We start from the raw sequence: 18,166 nt of genomic DNA, 5'->3' as shown, positions 1-18,166 counted from the left end.
CATGATCTCTACAGCACCATTTTCTCTATAGGACAGACCAAAATACCTTCTGCCCCAGCTTTTTTAAGTTCTTGGATCACCTCCCAAAACTTGTCTTTATTGATTACGGTATGAACAGAACTCCATCCTTCTTCCGCCAAGGGCAGTACGGTTGGACTCCTCATACCCGGTAATAATTTTATAATCTCATCCAGCTTGTCGTTTGGTGCGTTTAAGAGTACATATTTGGACTGTCTGGCTTTTAAGACCGACTGTATCCTGAACTTTAGTTCTTCCAACAAACTAGTACGTTCTGGAGATATCTGGGGCGAAACCGCTAAAACGGCCTCACTGTGAAGCATCACCTCTACCTCCTTTAAGTTGTTTTTAAACAGTGTACTACCGCTGGATACAATATCGCAAATGGCGTCGGCAAGCCCTATATTTGGGGCAATTTCTACCGAACCATTAATAATATGAAGGTCTGCTTTAACTCCCTTTCCGTCCAAATAATTTTTAACTGTATTTGGGTAGGAAGTTGCAATTCTTTTCCCCTCAAAATCCTGGACCGAATTGTATTTAACCGATTTGGGAACAGCCAAGGACACCTTGCATTTGGAAAAACCCAGTTTCTCTGCAATGGAAATATCATTCCCCTTCTCTATCAATACATTTTCACCAATAATAGCAATATCTACCACCCCATCCCTTAAGTATTGTGGGATATCGCCGTTCCTAAGGTAAAAGACCTCTAATGGAAAATTCCTTGAAGATGCTTTAAGCTGATCTTTTCCATTGTCAATGGAAATACCACAATCTTTTAGTATTTGCAGTGAATCTACATTAAGACGACCACTTTTTTGGATAGCAATTCTAATTTTTTTCATTTTATTTTTTTGCTTTTGGCCTGAACAAATCTAACAGGTTGTTAAATACAAAACCCGTTTGATTGCTCAAACGGGTTAGAATATAGTTTAGATACAACAATACATTTCTAGCTCGCTTGACTGCAAGTTATGAAATGATGATGATGTGTCTTGTTTCTTCTCATGCTATGGCAAAATTAAAACTATTTTTCAACCTTGAAAAATTTATACAGAACAATTTATTTCAAAATTGTTAAATTATTATTGATTGCCTAAAATAATGGGCATTCCAGATTCACCACTACCAATTACGATTACTTTTGCATTAGGGGACTCTGACAATTGAATAGTAGCATCTATGCCTTTATCCTGAAGAATCTTATCGGTCAAAGAAGCACTAAGGATCATATTTGCATCAGCTTTACCCTGAGCTTCTATCCTTACTTTTTCTGCTTCTTTTTGCGCAGTAACCAATCTAAACTCGTACTCCAACGACTCCTGCTCTTGTTTTAGTTTTCGCTCAATAGCCTCTTTAATGGCCGGAGGAAGCGTAACATCCCTTACTAGTATCTCATTCAACTGAATGTATTGCTTCTCAACAATTTTTTTGGTTTCCTCAAAAATCTCCTGTTGAATGGCATCCCTTTTACTAGAGTACAATTGTTCTGGCGTATACCTTCCCACAACACTCCTTGCAACAGATCTAATTGCAGGCAACAAAACCCTACCTACATAATCTTGGCCTTTTTCCTGATGCAGTTTTCCTAAAGACTCTCTTTTAGGCTCAAACCATGCAGAGGCATCCAATTTAATTTCCAAACCATTGGATGATAATACCTGCATCTTTTCAGATTTTTCCTGCTGTCTTACCTCATAGATAAACACCTTGTTCCAAGGGGCAACCAAATGAAAACCTTCCCCCAATGGCGCCTCATCGGTTACCACACCACCGCCAAAGGTTTTGTATAACACGCCGGCTTCCCCTGACCCTATGGTAATGGCCGATTTTGAAATTAAAATGATAACTAAAATAACAGCGAATATCACTGGCAATGCAATCTTTGGTAATTTGTCCATTTATTATATTTATTATTTATTAAGTTAATCCATTATATTTTCTTAGAAACCATTCCAGCCCCAAGGCTCCAATGATCACCAACAAAAGAAATTTAAAATTAATTAAAGGTACGATAATTTGTTTGCTTTTTTGGGTTGGCACGTACCTAGAATCCGTTTTAAGCTGCCCCAATAGGGAATCCAATTCATCTGGAAAATACAATTCACCCTTGCTAAGGCTAGCCAAACTCTTCAATTTACCATGGTTACTGGAGGTATATTGTTTTTCCGCATCAAAATCCAGAATTGTAAAACTTCCTGATTTACTTAGGTTTTCCTCCTTTACAGTAGCGGTAAAAGTATATTCCCCAGCCGAAAGATTCTTTAAGTCGCCCTCATAATACCCTTCCCGAAGTAACATAGGAAACTCCATACTTTCTTTGGTATTTTTTTCATGTACCCTTAGATTAATTAACGCGTTGGCATCAAAGATAAAGGCCTCGTCAAAGTAGTTGGCCCTTATCCTAGCCTCATTACTATTGTTATAAATAGGTTTATAATCCAAAATAAACCTGTTCTTGGCCTTTGAGGTAGATAAATAGAGAATAAGTTTTCCCAAAAAGCCATCAAAATTCACAAAAGATTGGTCGTTTCTATAGCTTTGCAATCGCCACTTCCATATATTCTCCCCTATTAAAACGGCGTGTTTCACCGTTCCTTCTTCAGCGATGGCCAACATAGGCGATTCCATTTCCACACCTTTGACACGCATATTCAACAAGGTCTCATTTAACCCCAATACTACCACGGGGCCTGTATCGCTCTCCAAAGGCGGAAAACCCTCAAAACTGTATTCTGAAATATCAAATTTTGTAAAAGCCTTGTTGGGAGCAGCAAACACCTCTTGTATAGGATAGCCCGTTTCTATTATAAAGTAATTCTGGGCTGCGTTTATAAAATTGAGATCAGTAGACTTTCCCAATACCATAAAAGAGCTGGCCTCCCGCAATTGGATCTGCTTATAAACCCTATCAAAGCTTGCATCGGGCTGGTACAGGATAAAAAGGTCTACCGATTCCAATTTGGAAGCTTCCACATTGGATTTATAAATATTCACCAACCGCTGCTCATTACTCTCAATAGACTTCTTTAAGGTTCCAATATCCGGATGGACAATATTGGAAATAATGGCCACATTGGTTTTTTCATCCAACACCTCCAGTGACACTATCTTTTCATTGTTCTCCACATTTTTTTCATTGGTCAAAGGCGCTACACGGACCTTAATGTTTTTTACGCCAACGGTACTGGCATCTAGCTGGGCTGTAATAACTTTGGTATTGGAAACCAAGGATAAGGATACCCCTTCACTAAAAACCAGTTTATCATCAACATATACCTTAACTTGGGTATCAACCTCTTGCTTCCCATCATAAGAAATAAACATTTCCAAGGGAAACTTATTTTTTAAAAAAGCATATCTATTTAGGTTTAGCTGACTTATATAAAGATCTTCATGGCTGGTAGTATCTCCCAATACTACCGGAAAAACAGGAAACTTTTGTCTTTCACCATAAAATTCATAATCCTCACCCACCGTCTGGTTACCATCCGTAAACAGCACTACTGCAGTATTAGAGCCCTTGTATATTTCATTTAGGCTTGCCAAGGCCTTTGAGATATTTGTTCCTTCCTCGTTAAAGGTTAGACTATCCGCGGTATTTAAGCCCTCCCCAAAACTGTATTGAGCAATATTAAATCTGTCATTAACCTCAGTTTCTCCAGAAGTAATTCGCCCAAGCAGGGACAGGACTTTAGCACTATCAGCAGCTTTTATAGAAGAGGAATTATCCGTTAACAAAACCAAATTTGCCTTCTCCACCTGGTATTGATTCTTAACAAATTTAGGGTTGACAATAAGTAAGAGGGTGGCAAAAATTGCCATAAAGCGCAAAAAGGAAAGAACAATATACAGCTGTCCTTTCCTTTTATTTTTGTAATAATATTGAAACAGTACCAAGCCCAGTGCAACTATTGCCGCCAGCAATATAAAAAGTACTGTCTGTATTTGCATATTATCGTATTCCTGTTAATTGGTCACAGTGTAAGCCTAGATAATGGCTCTTTATTTTGATCGACTGCAAAAAAAGTTATTTTTACACCGAAAATACTTCATTATCAATCGCCTACGCCCTATGGTATCTATCAACTAAATGACTAGGTAAGCATTCCCCCATCAACATTTAGAACCTGTCCTGTGATATACCCCGATAGATCGGAAGCCAAAAACAAACATGCATTGGCCACATCCTCAGGACGCCCACCTCTTTTTAAAGGAATACCATCTCTCCAACCCTGTACTACCTTTTCGTCCAATTTATCGGTCATTTCCGTTTCTATAAACCCTGGTGCAATTGCATTGCACCTAATATTTCTAGATCCCAGTTCCAAAGCAATGGATTTGGTAAATCCGATCATACCGGCCTTTGAAGCGGCATAATTGGCCTGACCTGCATTACCTTTAACTCCTACTACGCTACTCATATTAACAATAGACCCTTTTCTTTGCTTAAGCATAGTGCGTTGCACCGCTTTGGTCATATTGAAAACAGATTTTAGATTTATCTCGATAACCGAATCAAAATCGTCCTCTCCCATTCTCATAAGAAGATTATCCTTGGTAATTCCTGCATTATTGATCAGAATATCGATAGTGCCACCAAAATCTTCCAATACTTGGGCAACCAATTTTTCCGAATCTTCAAAACTGGCGGCATTACTCTTATATGCCTTAGCTTTAATTCCCAAGGCGGTCAATTCCTTTTCCAAGGCCAAGGCAGGCGCCTCACTGGAACTATAGGTAAAGGCTACATTTGCCCCTTCTTTGGCAAATACTTGGGCTATACCCGTTCCTATTCCCCTACTTGCTCCTGTTATTATTGCAGTTTTTCCTTCTAGTAGCTTCATTTGTATTATATCTTAGTTGTTGATCAAATATAAGTTATGTTTTATCCGTTTTAAAATTTTTACCTCAAATGCGGGAAAAAATTTTATACCCTAAACTTTTAGGCATAAAAAAAATCCCGTTTACACTGAACAATCCCGACATTAGGGGTACAGCATAAACGGAATGTAATGTCTTTAAAATGGGCTTACCCCAATACCTGCTTAACTTTTAAACCGATTTCGGCCGGAGAATCTACCACGTGAATACCACATTCACTCATAATTCTCTTTTTAGCTTGAGCAGTATCATCACTACCACCAACGATAGCACCGGCATGACCCATTGTTCTACCTGCAGGAGCGGTCTCACCAGCAATAAAACCAACTATAGGTTTTTTACTTCCACTGTCTTGGTACCATTTAGCAGCATCGGCCTCTAATTGCCCCCCAATTTCACCTATCATTACCACACAATCAGTCTCCGGGTCATTGATCAATAATTCTACCGCCTCCTTGGTGGTTGTTCCTATTATTGGATCCCCTCCAATTCCAATGGCTGTAGTGATGCCCAGACCTTGACGAACAACTTGGTCAGCAGCTTCATAGGTAAGGGTCCCTGATTTTGACACAATCCCTACATTACCTTTTTTGAATACAAAACCTGGCATAATACCAACTTTTGCCTCTTCTGGAGTTATGACCCCAGGACAGTTAGGCCCTACCAAACGGCAGTCCATATGTTTAATATAGTCGTATGCCTTTACCATGTCCGCAACGGGAATCCCCTCAGTAATGGTAATTATAACTTTAATTCCAGCGCTAGCAGCTTCCATTATGGCATCGGCAGCAAATGCAGGTGGAACAAAAATGATGGTGGTATCGGCCCCCACTTTTTGCACCGCTTCTTCAACCGTATTAAATACGGGCCTTCCCAAATGTTCCTGTCCACCTTTTCCTGGAGTAACACCACCCACTACATTGGTGCCATATTCAATCATTTGTTCGGCATGAAAAGTACCTTCACTACCTGTAAACCCTTGAACAATAATTTTGGAATCCTTATTTACTAAAACGCTCATTATATATTTGGTTTATTTGATTGTCGCAAAAATAAAGTTTTGAAAATGAATTCTAAACTATTCTTTTGCTTATTTATTTATCTAATCTTTTTATAATGGAAGGGATTTGCTTTACATAGGCTATTTGTCGTAATTTTTCCCTGGCCTCCTCAACAGGGCTTCCGAAATAATTTTTACCCCCTTCCAAGGATTTTGATACCCCTGTTTGCGCCATGACTACCGCTTTTTTCCCTATAGTGGCCGCACTGGTGACCCCTACCTGGCCCCACAAGGTAACCTCATCCTCAATCACCACACAACCAGCAATACCTGTTTGCGAAGCAATAAGACACCTCTCACCAATCACCGTATCATGGCCTACATGTACCTGATTATCCAGTTTACTGCCTTTTTTTACCAAGGTGTCGCCTGTTACTCCCTTGTCCAATGTGCATAGGGCTCCTATATCAACATCATCCTCAATAACAACACGACCTCCAGATAACAGTTTATCATATCCTTCCGGTCTTTTTTTATAATAAAAGGCATCCGACCCCAAGACCGAACCTGCGTGAATGGTGACATTGTTACCAATTACACAATTGTCATATATAGATACATTGGAATGAATGGTACAGTTATCTCCTATAACCACATTGTTCCCAAGAAAACAATTGGGCTGAATAACAGTATCCTTACCAATCTTCGCCAGGGATGAAATAGAATTTTGAGCCTTTATAAAAGGTTTAAAGAAAAGCGTCAGCTTATTAAAATCCCTAAAAGGATCGTCAGAAATCAACAAGGCCTTGCCTTCGGGACATTCCACCTTTTTATTGATCAAAACAATAGTAGCCTTACAGTTCAATGCCTTGCTATAATATTTGGGATGATCCACAAAGACTATATCCCCCTTTTCCACAACATGAATTTCATTCATGCCCATGACCGGGAAATCATCGCTCCCCACATATTCGGTACCGATTATGGTGGCAATTTGTTTTAAAGTATAAGGAGTAGGGAATTTCATAATTTTCCAATTCTAGTTACCTATGTACGGCAGTCCGCCCAAAAAAGGCACTATTCCTTAACACGCTCCATATAAGAGCCTTTTTCCGTATCAATTTTTATCTTATCCCCTTCATTGATAAATAGAGGAACATTAACACTTGCCCCAGTTTCCACCGTAGCAGGTTTAGTGGCATTTGTTGCCGTATTACCTTTAACACCTGGTTCGGTATAGGTTACCTCCAAAATAACACTCGCCGGCATATCAACGGATAAGGGCATACTATCCTCTGTGTTAAAAAGAATGGTTACCACTTGGCCTTCCTTCAATAATTGAGGTGCATCCAAGGAACTCTCTTGAAGAGCAATCTGATTATAATCATCCGTATTCATAAAATGATAGGTTTCCCCTTCGGCATAAAGGAATTGATAGGAACGTGTTTCCACCCTTACATCCTCAATCTTTGCCCCTCCGGAAAAGGTATTGTCCAAAACCTTGCCCGTACTTACACTTTTTAGTTTGGTACGAATAAAAGCTGGTCCCTTCCCTGGTTTAACATGAAGAAATTCGATTATTTTATAAATGTCGTTGTTGTACCTGATGCACAATCCTTTTCTAATATCTGATGTTGATGCCATATGTATTAATTTGTACTAAAATATCCTTTCATAATCCCCCTCTGGGAATCTCTTATAAATTGTAAAATCTCATCCCTTTCCGGAGTAGCTTCCATTTCTGCCTCAATGATCTGCACGGCCTGGGTATTGTTGTAGTTCTTTTGATAAAGAATTCTGTATATATTCTGAATCTCCCTAATTTTATCGGATTCAAAATCTCTTCTTCTTAAGCCAACGGAGTTGATCCCTACATAAGATAGAGGCTCCCTAGCCGCCTTAACAAATGGGGGTACGTCTTTCCGTACCAAGGACCCTCCGGTTACAAAGGCATGCCGTCCAATGGACACAAATTGATGCACTGCAACCAAACCGGCCAAGATAACATTATCCCCAATGGTAACATGTCCTGCCAAGGTTGAATTATTGGAAAAAATACAATTGTTCCCTACAATACAATCATGGGCCACATGACAATATGCCATTATAAGGCAATTGTCGCCAATAACGGTTTTCATCCTATCGGAAGTCCCCTTATGTATGGTTGCGCATTCCCTAATAGTAGTATTGTCACCAATTACAACAGTAGTGTCCTCTCCGTCGTATTTTAGGTCTTGGGGAGGCGCTGATATAACGGCCCCTGGAAAAATATTACAGTTTTTCCCTATCCTTGCACCTTCCATAATGGTAACATTGGAACCTATCCAAGTACCATCTCCAATAATTACATTATTATGAATAGTGGTAAAAGGTTCTACTACGACATTTTTGGAAATTTTAGCTCCTGGGTGAATATAAGCCAGTGGTTGATTCATCCTTTATTTCTTTTTAACTATTTGTGCCATCATTTCGGCCTCGCATACCAACTTGCCATTGGCGTAAGCGTAGGCTTGCATATGACATATCCCCCTTCTAATAGGGGTTATTAAGCTACAGTGGAAAATCAACGTATCGCCTGGCAATACCTTCTGCTTAAACTTTACATTGTCTATTTTCATAAAAAGTGTCAGGTAGTTCTCGGGGTCGGGAACGGTACTCAACACCAATATTCCTCCTGTTTGCGCCATGGCCTCTACTTGCAGTACACCGGGCATTACCGGTGCCCCTGGAAAATGCCCTACAAAGAAAGGCTCGTTCATGGTTACATTCTTCATCCCTACCACATGCTCATCTGACAATTCCAAGATCCTATCTATCAACAAAAAAGGTGGCCTATGCGGCAACATATCCATAATTTGATGGATATCCATCAATGGCGGTTTGTTAAGATCGTACTGAGGAACATGGTTCCTTTTTTCCATTTTTATGATCTTGGACAATTTTTTGGCGAACTGGGTATTCACAAAATGACCAGGTTTATTGGCAATAACCTTTCCCCTGATCCGGGTACCTGCCAATGCCAGATCTCCTATAACATCCAACAACTTGTGCCGTGCCGCTTCATTGGGCTGATGCAAGCTTAGGTTATCCAATATACCGTTGGGCTTCACGGATAATTTTTTCTTATTAAAGGCCTTTTCCAGTTTTTTCATGGTAGAATCGGAGATCTCCTTATCTACATAAACAATAGCATTGTTTAAATCACCTCCCTTTATCAGACCGTTTTCCAACAACATTTCCAACTCGTGCAAAAAGCTAAAAGTTCTTGCATCGGCTATCTCGGTCTTAAAATCGCTTAAATTCTCAAGATTCGCATTTTGTGTCCCCAAAACCTTGGTACCAAAATCTACCATAGTGGTCACCTGATAAGTATCAGCCGGGATAATAGTAATTTCACTTCCGGTTTCCTCATCCTTGTAGGAGATAACATCCTTTACAACAAACTCTTCCCTGGGGGCTTCTTGCTCTACAATACCCGCTTTCTCCAACGCCTCAACAAAGAACTTTGACGAACCATCCATAATAGGAGGTTCTGGGGCGTCCAACTCTATTAGTGCGTTATCTATTTCCAATCCTACAAGGGCAGCAAGCACATGCTCTGAGGTCTGTATTTTTACTCCACGCTTTTCAAGATTGGTTCCCCTTTGGGTATTTACCACGTAATTGGCATCTGCTTCAATGACGGGTTCTCCCTCCAAGTCTACGCGCTTAAAGGCGTAACCAAAATTCTCCGGGGCAGGAACAAACTTCAATGTTACATTTTCCCCTGTATGCAAACCAACACCTGTTAGTGTCACTTCCTTTGCAATTGTCCGTTGTTTTGTAGCTGTTTTAATCACCGTCAATCCTTTTTTTCAATATGTTCTAATCTATTAATTATTTTCGGTAAGTTCTTAAAATGCACGTAGGACTTGTTGTAATCCCCGTAATTCAAGGCTGGTGAGCCCTGAAGCACTTCATCGTCCTTAACATTCCTACCAATACCGGACTGGGCCTGTATCCTAACGCGATCCCCTATGACAATGTGCCCTACTATTCCCACCTGACCGCCAATCATACAATGCTTACCAATTTTAGTAGATCCTGCAATACCAGTTTGGGCCGCAATTACGGTATGTTCCCCAATTTCTACATTATGGGCAATTTGAATTTGATTATCCAATTTAACCCCTTTCCTAAGAATAGTGGAACCAAGAGTGGCTCTGTCTATGGTGGTACCAGCACCAATGTCCACATTATCCTCCAAGATAACATTTCCGGTCTGCGGCACCTTTACATATTCACCCTTATCATTTGGCGCAAACCCAAATCCATCTGCCCCTAAAATAACCCCACCATGAACCACGCAATTATTCCCAATCTTGGTTTCCGAATATATTTTTGCTCCAGCAAAGATTATTACATTATTGGCTATGGTAACATTGTCTCCAATGTACACATTTGGATATATCTTAACATTGTCACCAATACTGACATTGTTTCCCAAATAAGAAAAAGCCCCTAGATAAAAATCATTGCCGTAGGTAGCGGAATCGGATTTATAAACCGGCTCCTCAATCCCCACTTTGTTATTCTTTACCTGGTTGTAATACTCCAATAACTTTGAAAATGATTTATAGGCATCATCCACCTTAATAAGGGTGGTTTCCAATTCTCTGTCCGGAACAAAATCCCTATTAACTATGGTTACGGATGCTTTGGTTGTATATATAAAGGAAGTATACTTCGGATTTGCCAAGAAAGTTAACGCTCCTTTTTCCCCCTCTTCGATCTTCGCCAATTTATGAACGGCAATTTCCGGATTGCCCTCGACATCTCCTTCTAAAATACCCGCGATTTGACTTGCAGTAAATATCATGGGGACAAAAGTAAGAAAAATAGTTAAACGGAAACTTTAGGATAGCACATATAATATTTGGTAACAGTCCGGGACAAGGTTTTTAAATATTGTTGATCGGAAGCCTTGGCCACATCGGTAATCCTACCATTTGCTCTTAAGATATTAATATTCTGCCTTTGAGCATTATAGGCTTGATTGGTTATTTCACCCGAAAAGACAAAATAAGCGGTTTCCTCATCGGTTAGTGCATACTTATTCTTAAAAGCCAAAAAGTGTTTGTGTAGCTTTTCAGAATTTAAAGGCTTGTTTTTTAGCTTAACGTGCAGTAACTTTCTATTGATTATCATTTTACACAGTCGCGATAGTACAAAGTCGTCATGACTCTGCCACGCCTTGATAGATGCCAAGATATCCACATCGTCCAATTGGGCAAACATTTCCAAATTAGCCTGTGTAAAATCCTCTTTAGAAATATTATTCTCCATAAAAAACTGAAGGGCCCCATAAAATTCTATGGTTTTCCCCGCTACCAAAAGTTCCTTGGCCCTTTTTAGGATTTTTATCAATAATTGCTCGGCCACCAGACCGGTTTTGTGCAAATATACCTGCCAATACATAAAACGCCTGGCCATTAAAAACTTCTCAACAGAATAAATACCTTTTTCCTCCACGACCAACTCGCCCTTAACCACGTTCAACATGGTAACCAGCCTTTCCGAGTTAATATTGCCTTCGGCAACCCCGGTATAAAAACTATCGCGCTTTAAATAATCCATCCTATCAATATCCAGCTGACTGGAAACCAATTGATTTAAAAACTTTTTTGGGTATTCCCCTTTAAATATGGCGATAGCAACATCCAATTTACCCTTATATTTTAAGTTTAAACTCTCCATAAACAATAAGGAAATATACTCGTGGTTTATCCCCTCTACTATACTGTGCTCCATGGCATGGGAAAAAGGTCCGTGACCTATATCATGCAGCAATATTGCACAAAGTAGCCCTTGTTCTTCCTCATTACTGATTTTTACAGACTTTTGTCGCAATGCCTGAATAGCTTGCTGCATCAGGTGCATACTGCCCAGAGCATGATGGAAACGGGTATGATGGGCCCCTGGATAAACCAAGTAAGACAATCCCATTTGGGATATTCTTCTAAGTCGTTGAAAGCAGGGTTCCGCAATTAGATTAAAGATAAGTGTGTTGGGTATACCGATAAATCCGTAAATTGGATCATTGAAAATTTTAAGCTTATTTGATTTTTTCAAAAGCACATTTCTTTAGGCAGACAAATATAAGGACTAAATGAACAAGATTACAATACTTTGGGTAGATGATGAGATAGATTTATTAAAACCGCATATTCTCTTTTTAGAGCGTAAAAATTACCAGGTAATTACCTGCCTCAGTGGACAGGAAGCATTGGAAGAAATAAAACAGAGGCATATTGATATAGTTTTTTTGGACGAAAACATGCCCGGGATTTCCGGTTTGGAAACATTGAACGAAATTAAGATCATCAACAATTCACTTCCCGTTGTCATGATAACCAAGAGCGAGGAGGAATTAATTATGGAAGAGGCGATCGGCTCCAAAATAGCCGATTATCTCATTAAACCCGTAAACCCCAACCAGATACTTTTATCCCTAAAAAAGAACCTGGACCACTCACGATTAGTTTCTGAAAAAACCACCGCCAATTATCAGCAAGAGTTTAGAAAAATAGCCATGGAACTGGCTATGGTAAACAGTTATGAGGAATGGGCAGAGCTGTACAAAAAACTTATTTACTGGGAGTTGCGGCTCGAAGAGATTGAGGATTCAGGCATGTTCGAGATACTGGAATCCCAAAAAACTGAAGCCAATCAGCAGTTTGGGAAATTTGTAGAAAAGAATTACGTTGATTGGTTTGGCAACAAAAATGGCCCTATAATGTCGCATACCCTATTTGCCCAACTAATTAAACCAGAGTTAAAGGACAGCAAAACGCTACTGGTAGTAATAGATAACCTGCGATATGACCAATGGCTGGCCATAGAGGAATCTCTCAATACTTTTTATAGGAAACGGAAGGAGACCCCATATTACAGTATCTTGCCTACGGCAACCCAATACGCCAGAAACGCCATATTTTCTGGACTTACTCCCTTGGATATGGAAAAAAAACACCCTCAATGGTGGAAGAACGACACGGATGAAGGAGGAAAAAATTTGTTCGAAGCGGAGTTTTTAGAGGCACAATTAAAAAGGCTCGGGTTAGATCTAAAGTGGGACTACCACAAGATTAGCAGTATCAAACAAGGAAGACACTTATCCCAGAATTTCAGGACACATAAGAACAACGATCTAACGGTCATAGTCTACAACTTTGTAGATATGCTCTCACATTCCAAAACGGAAATGGAGGTAGTAAAAGAATTGGCTGCCAACGATAAAGCCTATAGGTCCTTAACAAAGAGCTGGTTTAAAAATTCACCCCTTTTGGAAATAATACAACAAGCTCAAGGCTTGGGCCTAAAATTAATAATCACCACAGACCATGGCACCATAAACGTTAAACAACCCTCAAAAGTTATCGGGGACAAAGAAACCAGTCTAAACCTGCGCTATAAAACAGGAAGGAGCCTAACCTATGAAGAAAAAGATGTGTTGGCCACCAAGGACCCCAAAAAAATATTCCTGCCTAATATAAATGTAAGCAGCTCCTATATTTTTGCCAAGAACGACTTGTTCTTTGCATATCCCAATAATTACAATCACTATGTAAGCTATTATAGAAATACATACCAACATGGAGGTGTATCCATGGAGGAAATGATTATACCCTTTGCTGTATTGGAGGCCAGGTAAAAATAAGCCCCACTGCCCAAAGATTGATTTTGCTTCACTTAGGCTTTCCTAGCAATATCCCATAAGGATCCTATTTGCGGTATAAAAAAACATATATCCAACAACTAGGATTTTAATTTTTGACAAATTGGATTTAAATTGCGCGAATTATTAAAGTAAAACAGATGACCGTTCCCTATACCATTTCCCAAATATCGGGAGTAGCCAAGCAGATAATTGCGAACACCCCCAATAAAATACTTTGTTTTTATGGGGATATGGGCGCGGGAAAAACCACTTTGATCAAGGCTATGGTTAAAGAATTGGGCGGAGGCAACACTAGTAGCAGCCCTACCTTTGGAATAGTTAATGAATACGAAAAGGAAAATGGTGATTTTTTGGGATATCATTTCGATTTTTACCGCCTGGAGGACGAAACTGAGGCCTGGGACCTGGGATTGGAAGAATACCTCTCTTCTGACGGGTGGGTATTTATGGAATGGCCCGAAAAAATAGCAGGATTACTGCCAGAAAACCGGACGGATATAAAAATTGAAATACTGGACGAAAATACACGGGAACTTAGCATGAGCTAGAGACAAATAAAGTACTTCCTTACCTATCTGCCCCACAATTTTTAACCATTTTTATACCCAAAAAATCAGCTTCCTTTGACTGTTCTACCAGAAAAGCAAATTGACTAGATATCCACTTTTTTTCGCCAAAACGATCAAATTAATCGATGAAACGTAAGCTATGTGGATTTTTTTTATAGTTTTGTGGATATTAACCCTTTATCTTAACCTAAAATCTTAAACCATGATCACAAAAAAAAATCTTTTCGCTGTTTCACTTACAATCTGTTTTGCTTTCGTAAGCTTTTCTTGTTCCCCTGACAATACGACGGAAGAAGATGCTTTATACGAACAAAATATTGACAGGACCAAAATAAAAGTACCTGCAAACGGTATTGACAGGACCAAAATAAAAGTACCTACCAACGGGTAGTTAAAATGAACTAAAATTAATAGGGTTTCTATATACTAGGAACCCTTTTTTTTTGTTATACTACTAGTAAATTAATTTTCTACTAGTATTTGCATGCCTAACTTACATAACGATCTTGACAACAAACCCGCAAAAAGGAAGTCAAGAAGTATTCTCATCGGGAGCATTGTGGCCATCATTATAGCCCTAACCCCCTATATTTTCTATACTTACAAGTATTTCCCTATGAATAGCTCCTTGGACCTTTACTTTTTTACCTACGAAAGTAAATACCAAGAAAGCATAAGCATGGTAATGTGGTTATTTATGGCCAAATTTGTTCCATTGCTACTTTTAGTACTCTGGTTTTTCACTTGCAAGCATTGGTGGTATCATGTAATACTTATTCCGATCGCCATGTTCGCTTTTCAGATTGTATCGGTTGTATACGAGGATAGATTTCTGGACGAGGTGGAATTATACTGGCTATTGCCCATTATGACGATTGTAATACCCTTTGTTTACTTCATTCGATTGAAACTATTTGACAAGCATGTTTTAGGTATTGATTTGGAAGCAATGGACAAGGAAATAAAGTCTTATAAGGAGAAAGAGAAACAACAAAAAGACCACTTCAAAAAAGAAGGGATAGCTAAAGAAAAAATATCGTAATTTTGAATTTGCTATGTTTCAATATAAGTTGAAATGTAACGAACAGATTTACAGCATATGAGCCAACATCCCTCACCTTTTAGCAAGCAGCAATTACTGCCTCAAGAAGAAACTTTGGAAATCCTTAGACAAAAAGGGGAACTTTTTATCGGGTTGCCCAAGGAGAACCAATACCAGGAAAAGCGTATTTGCCTTACACCAGACGCTGTGAATGCAATCACTGCCAACGGACATAGGGTCTTGATTGAGTCTGGTGCTGGCGATGGGGCCAATTATTCGGATGTTGATTACACCAATGCCGGGGCCGAAATAACTAGGGACACCAAAAAAGTTTTTGGCTGTCCAATTATTTTAAAGGTAGAGCCCCCCACCCTTCAAGAAATAGAGATAATAAATCCACAATCTACTATTATATCTGCCCTACAGATTAAGACCCAAAGCAAGAAATATTTTGAGGAATTGGCCAAAAAGAGAATTACAGCCATTGCTTTCGAATATATTAGGGATGACGATGGAAAATACCCTGCGGTACGGTCTTTAAGTGAAATTGCCGGGATCTCCTCTGTTTTGATCGCTTCAGAAATTATGGCCGCTACCAATAAGGGAAACGGATTAATGTTTGGCAATATAAGCGGGGTACCTCCAGTAGAGGTAGTAATCATAGGTGCCGGTACAGTTGGTGAGTTTGCTGCCAGATCTGCTATAGGATTAGGTGCCAACGTAAAGGTGTTCGATAATTCCATCTCCAAACTAAGGTGTATACAAACCAATTTGCGACAAACCGTCTACACGTCCACCATACAACCTAAAAATTTATTAAAAGCCCTAAAGCGTTGCGATGTGGCCATTGGAGCCACCCGCGGAAAGGACCGTTCACCAGTTGTAGTATCAAACACCATGGTAGAACAGATGAAGAAAGGAGCAGTAATCATTGATGTAAGTATTGATATGGGCGGCTGTTTTGAATCTAGTGAAATTACGAGCCACGATAACCCTATAGTAGTTAAAAACGGGGTATTACATTATGGTGTACCCAATATACCCTCTAGATACCCAAAAACCGCATCCATTTCTATTAGTAATATTTTTACCCCTTACTTATTAAAAATAGGGGAAGACGGTGGTTTTGAAAATGCCCTGCGATTCGACAAGGGGTTGCGAAGTGGGCTATATTTGTACCACGGTATTTTAACCAATAAATCTGTTGGAGAATGGTTTGACCTTTCTTACAGCGATATTAATTTCCTTATTTTTTAAGTTATGGCATTTTTAAAGCGATTGGGCTTCTTTTTATTCGGACTTTCCATTGGATTGGTCTTTCTTACTATTTTTTTGAAAAAAAAATCAGAGGAAACGGGAACCCAATTCTGTTATTTTCCCAATTGCAGAACATTAAAAGACATACGATCCAAGCCTTTGTCCTACTCCGAAACCATTGGACAGTTAGTTCAGAACAACCAATTGGACAGTTTGGATATAAATGGCTTTCTACACAACGGAGATGTTGATTTTAGCAAAAGTGAAACCAAAACCACTCCTTGTAAAACCTATTATATAGAAGGCACTATAAACGAAAAATCAGCCACCTTAAAAGTAAAGAATTGTCCGGACAAGGCCGTAGTGGAAGACCTTGACTATTAATACAGCTTAATTTACAATACAAACTCCCTAACCACGGGAGCACTAATATTACTAGGACTAGTTTTTAGGTTACAAGATAGTCTAAAGTTTTAAAACCGAATAAAACAGCTTACCGTAAATCTTATATTTTTCGCCTTTTTCGTTCGGTTTTTAACAGGCTTAGTTCCCTGCTGGTCTGCCCGGCAACCGAGGTATTCTCCTCAGCTCTTCGAATCAGGTACGGCATAACATCCTTAACAGGACCAAAGGGCAGGTATTTCGCTACATTATATCCCTCTTTTGCTAAATTAAAGGATATGTGATCGCTCATGCCATAAAGCTGACCAAACCAGATTCTTGGGTCGTTTACAGCTATATTTTTTTCTTTCATTTGCTCCATTAATTTATAGCTGCTAAACTCATTATGAGTCCCGGCGAAAATTGAAAAAGTATCCAAATTATTGATCATATATGTCGCCACATTGTCAAAATTACTGTCGGTAGCCTTTTTTGAATCACATATGGGCGTAGGATATCCCATTTCTTCCGCCCTATCATTTTCTTTCTCCATATAAGCACCACGGACTACTTTGATCCCTATTAAATAATTGTGCCTTTTGGCATCCTGATGAAGTTCTTTCAAATAATCCAGTCGGTCCCATCTATACGTTTGTAGGGTATTAAAAACTATAGGCTCTGATTGATTGTACTTCCTCATCATCTGCTGTACCAGATCATCTGCAGCCTTTTGCATCCAGCTTTCCTCCCCATCAATTAATATGGAAACCCCCAGCCCATGTGCTTTTTTACAAACCCTATCATACCTATTTACCACACGCTGCCATTCTTGTTTTTCTTCATGGCTAAGCTCTTCGCCTTCCGTTATTTTCTGGTAAAGCGCAAACCGTCCAAAGCCCGTAGGTTTAAAAACAATAAATGGTATAGCCTTGTTTTGTTTAACAAAATCCAAGGTTTTCAGGGCTTTTTCATAACAGGAGTCCAGCTGGTTCTCTACCTCCTGCCCTTCCACGGAATAATCCAAAATAGTACTCACCCCTTTCCCATACATCTTATCAGCTACCACTAGGCACTCCTCCTCATTGACCCCTCCACAAAAATGATCGAAAACAGTAGCCCTTATAAGCCTTTCTACCGGCAAATGTGCCTTTATGGCAAAATTGGTGACCGCTGTCCCAATTTTCACCAAGGGTTCATTGGCTATAAGCTTGAACAAGAAATACGCCCTTTCCAATTCTGAGTCGGTTTTAAGAGCAAAAGCAGTTGCAGTATCCTCAAAAATTCCTTTCATT

18 protein-coding genes are annotated in these 18,166 nt (G+C 39.4%); 6 read left to right on the top strand and 12 right to left on the bottom strand.

The genetic code is table 11. The annotated features are described in order from the left end of the window. Positions 1-8 precede the first annotated feature (8 nt). The 11 genes from hisG to EHW67_RS17170 all read right to left on the bottom strand — a co-directional run bounded on the left by hisG (position 9) and on the right by EHW67_RS17170 (position 12,016). The gene (hisG, locus tag EHW67_RS17220) at positions 9-866 is read right to left on the bottom strand and encodes an ATP phosphoribosyltransferase (protein WP_126163629.1); all 858 of its coding nucleotides are present in this window, start codon (positions 864-866) and stop codon (positions 9-11) included. Positions 867-1,106: 240 nt separating this feature from the next. Further along, complete coding sequence (locus EHW67_RS17215) at positions 1,107-1,922, bottom strand: prohibitin family protein (RefSeq protein WP_126163628.1); 816 nt, start codon at positions 1,920-1,922, stop codon at positions 1,107-1,109. A 19-nt stretch (positions 1,923-1,941) separates the two neighbouring features. Beyond that, on the bottom strand, positions 1,942-3,975 hold the full coding sequence (locus EHW67_RS17210) for a vWA domain-containing protein (RefSeq protein ID WP_126163627.1): 2,034 nt from the start codon (positions 3,973-3,975) through the stop codon (positions 1,942-1,944). A 143-nt stretch (positions 3,976-4,118) separates the two neighbouring features. After that, positions 4,119-4,868, bottom strand: coding sequence for a 3-oxoacyl-[acyl-carrier-protein] reductase (gene fabG / locus EHW67_RS17205; RefSeq protein ID WP_126163626.1), 750 nt, complete (start codon positions 4,866-4,868; stop codon positions 4,119-4,121). A gap of 185 nt (positions 4,869-5,053) precedes the next feature. Further along, entirely contained in the window at positions 5,054-5,926 is an 873-nt protein-coding gene (gene sucD, locus EHW67_RS17200) for a succinate--CoA ligase subunit alpha (protein WP_126163625.1), read from the bottom strand. 73 nt (positions 5,927-5,999) lie between these two features. Then, a complete protein-coding gene (locus tag EHW67_RS17195; protein WP_126163624.1) occupies positions 6,000-6,932 on the bottom strand; it encodes a UDP-3-O-(3-hydroxymyristoyl)glucosamine N-acyltransferase in 933 nt (310 codons plus the stop codon). 50 nt (positions 6,933-6,982) lie between these two features. Beyond that, positions 6,983-7,549, bottom strand: a complete 567-nt coding sequence (gene efp / locus EHW67_RS17190) for an elongation factor P (protein WP_126163623.1) — start codon at positions 7,547-7,549, stop codon at positions 6,983-6,985. Positions 7,550-7,554: 5 nt separating this feature from the next. Beyond that, on the bottom strand, positions 7,555-8,340 hold the full coding sequence (gene lpxA / locus EHW67_RS17185; protein ID WP_126163622.1) for an acyl-ACP--UDP-N-acetylglucosamine O-acyltransferase: 786 nt from the start codon (positions 8,338-8,340) through the stop codon (positions 7,555-7,557). 3 nt (positions 8,341-8,343) lie between these two features. Continuing rightward, on the bottom strand, positions 8,344-9,750 hold the full coding sequence (locus EHW67_RS17180; RefSeq protein ID WP_394343595.1) for a bifunctional UDP-3-O-[3-hydroxymyristoyl] N-acetylglucosamine deacetylase/3-hydroxyacyl-ACP dehydratase: 1,407 nt from the start codon (positions 9,748-9,750) through the stop codon (positions 8,344-8,346). Next, the gene (lpxD, locus tag EHW67_RS17175) at positions 9,747-10,763 is read right to left on the bottom strand and encodes a UDP-3-O-(3-hydroxymyristoyl)glucosamine N-acyltransferase (protein WP_126163620.1); all 1,017 of its coding nucleotides are present in this window, start codon (positions 10,761-10,763) and stop codon (positions 9,747-9,749) included. The genes EHW67_RS17180 and lpxD overlap by 4 nt, the downstream gene beginning before the upstream one ends. Positions 10,764-10,786: 23 nt before the next feature. Further along, positions 10,787-12,016 (bottom strand): HD domain-containing protein, encoded by a 1,230-nt coding sequence (locus tag EHW67_RS17170; RefSeq protein ID WP_126163619.1) that lies wholly within the window; start codon positions 12,014-12,016, stop codon positions 10,787-10,789. Positions 12,017-12,053: 37 nt separating this feature from the next. On the opposite strand from EHW67_RS17170, the gene porX reads away from it, so the two are divergent. The 6 genes from porX (at position 12,054) to EHW67_RS17140 (ending at position 16,877) form a co-directional block, all read left to right on the top strand. Beyond that, positions 12,054-13,598 (top strand): T9SS response regulator signal transducer PorX, encoded by a 1,545-nt coding sequence (gene porX / locus EHW67_RS17165; protein WP_126163618.1) that lies wholly within the window; start codon positions 12,054-12,056, stop codon positions 13,596-13,598. A gap of 164 nt (positions 13,599-13,762) precedes the next feature. After that, positions 13,763-14,173 carry a tRNA (adenosine(37)-N6)-threonylcarbamoyltransferase complex ATPase subunit type 1 TsaE gene (gene tsaE / locus EHW67_RS17160; protein WP_126163617.1) on the top strand — a complete coding sequence of 137 codons (411 nt, stop codon included), beginning with the start codon at positions 13,763-13,765 and terminating at the stop codon, positions 14,171-14,173. Between the two features lie 223 nt (positions 14,174-14,396). Further along, the gene (locus EHW67_RS17155) at positions 14,397-14,585 is read left to right on the top strand and encodes a hypothetical protein (protein WP_126163616.1); all 189 of its coding nucleotides are present in this window, start codon (positions 14,397-14,399) and stop codon (positions 14,583-14,585) included. A 93-nt stretch (positions 14,586-14,678) separates the two neighbouring features. Then, positions 14,679-15,236 (top strand): hypothetical protein, encoded by a 558-nt coding sequence (locus EHW67_RS17150; RefSeq protein ID WP_126163615.1) that lies wholly within the window; start codon positions 14,679-14,681, stop codon positions 15,234-15,236. A 57-nt stretch (positions 15,237-15,293) separates the two neighbouring features. Beyond that, complete coding sequence (locus tag EHW67_RS17145) at positions 15,294-16,493, top strand: alanine dehydrogenase (protein ID WP_126163614.1); 1,200 nt, start codon at positions 15,294-15,296, stop codon at positions 16,491-16,493. A gap of 3 nt (positions 16,494-16,496) precedes the next feature. Further along, a complete protein-coding gene (locus EHW67_RS17140) occupies positions 16,497-16,877 on the top strand; it encodes a DUF4258 domain-containing protein (RefSeq protein ID WP_126163613.1) in 381 nt (126 codons plus the stop codon). Positions 16,878-16,998: 121 nt separating this feature from the next. Here EHW67_RS17140 and EHW67_RS17135 read toward each other — a convergent pair whose 3' ends face one another. Next, positions 16,999-18,165 (bottom strand): proline dehydrogenase family protein, encoded by a 1,167-nt coding sequence (locus EHW67_RS17135; RefSeq protein WP_126163612.1) that lies wholly within the window; start codon positions 18,163-18,165, stop codon positions 16,999-17,001. Position 18,166 lies beyond the last annotated feature (1 nt).

This window comes from Arenibacter aquaticus (assembly GCF_003957295.1).
Lineage (GTDB): Bacteria > Bacteroidota > Bacteroidia > Flavobacteriales > Flavobacteriaceae > Arenibacter > Arenibacter aquaticus.
Note: the sequence above shows the minus strand (reverse complement) of the source record. Positions and strands in the feature narration are given on the sequence as shown.

What these genes read in the sequence shown, in the direction of transcription:
- hisG (WP_126163629.1), bottom strand. Translation starts at nt 866, where the DNA reads ATGAAAAAAATTAGAATTGCTATCCAAAAAAGTGGTCGTCTTAATGTA.
- EHW67_RS17215 (WP_126163628.1), bottom strand. Translation starts at nt 1,922, where the DNA reads ATGGACAAATTACCAAAGATTGCATTGCCAGTGATATTCGCTGTTATT.
- EHW67_RS17210 (WP_126163627.1), bottom strand. Translation starts at nt 3,975, where the DNA reads ATGCAAATACAGACAGTACTTTTTATATTGCTGGCGGCAATAGTTGCA.
- fabG (WP_126163626.1), bottom strand. Translation starts at nt 4,868, where the DNA reads ATGAAGCTACTAGAAGGAAAAACTGCAATAATAACAGGAGCAAGTAGG.
- sucD (WP_126163625.1), bottom strand. Translation starts at nt 5,926, where the DNA reads ATGAGCGTTTTAGTAAATAAGGATTCCAAAATTATTGTTCAAGGGTTT.
- EHW67_RS17195 (WP_126163624.1), bottom strand. Translation starts at nt 6,932, where the DNA reads ATGAAATTCCCTACTCCTTATACTTTAAAACAAATTGCCACCATAATC.
- efp (WP_126163623.1), bottom strand. Translation starts at nt 7,549, where the DNA reads ATGGCATCAACATCAGATATTAGAAAAGGATTGTGCATCAGGTACAAC.
- lpxA (WP_126163622.1), bottom strand. Translation starts at nt 8,340, where the DNA reads ATGAATCAACCACTGGCTTATATTCACCCAGGAGCTAAAATTTCCAAA.
- lpxD (WP_126163620.1), bottom strand. Translation starts at nt 10,763, where the DNA reads ATGATATTTACTGCAAGTCAAATCGCGGGTATTTTAGAAGGAGATGTC.
- porX (WP_126163618.1), top strand. Translation starts at nt 12,054, where the DNA reads ATGAACAAGATTACAATACTTTGGGTAGATGATGAGATAGATTTATTA.
- tsaE (WP_126163617.1), top strand. Translation starts at nt 13,763, where the DNA reads ATGACCGTTCCCTATACCATTTCCCAAATATCGGGAGTAGCCAAGCAG.
- EHW67_RS17155 (WP_126163616.1), top strand. Translation starts at nt 14,397, where the DNA reads ATGATCACAAAAAAAAATCTTTTCGCTGTTTCACTTACAATCTGTTTT.
- EHW67_RS17150 (WP_126163615.1), top strand. Translation starts at nt 14,679, where the DNA reads ATGCCTAACTTACATAACGATCTTGACAACAAACCCGCAAAAAGGAAG.
- EHW67_RS17145 (WP_126163614.1), top strand. Translation starts at nt 15,294, where the DNA reads ATGAGCCAACATCCCTCACCTTTTAGCAAGCAGCAATTACTGCCTCAA.
- EHW67_RS17140 (WP_126163613.1), top strand. Translation starts at nt 16,497, where the DNA reads ATGGCATTTTTAAAGCGATTGGGCTTCTTTTTATTCGGACTTTCCATT.
- EHW67_RS17135 (WP_126163612.1), bottom strand. Translation starts at nt 18,165, where the DNA reads ATGAAAGGAATTTTTGAGGATACTGCAACTGCTTTTGCTCTTAAAACC.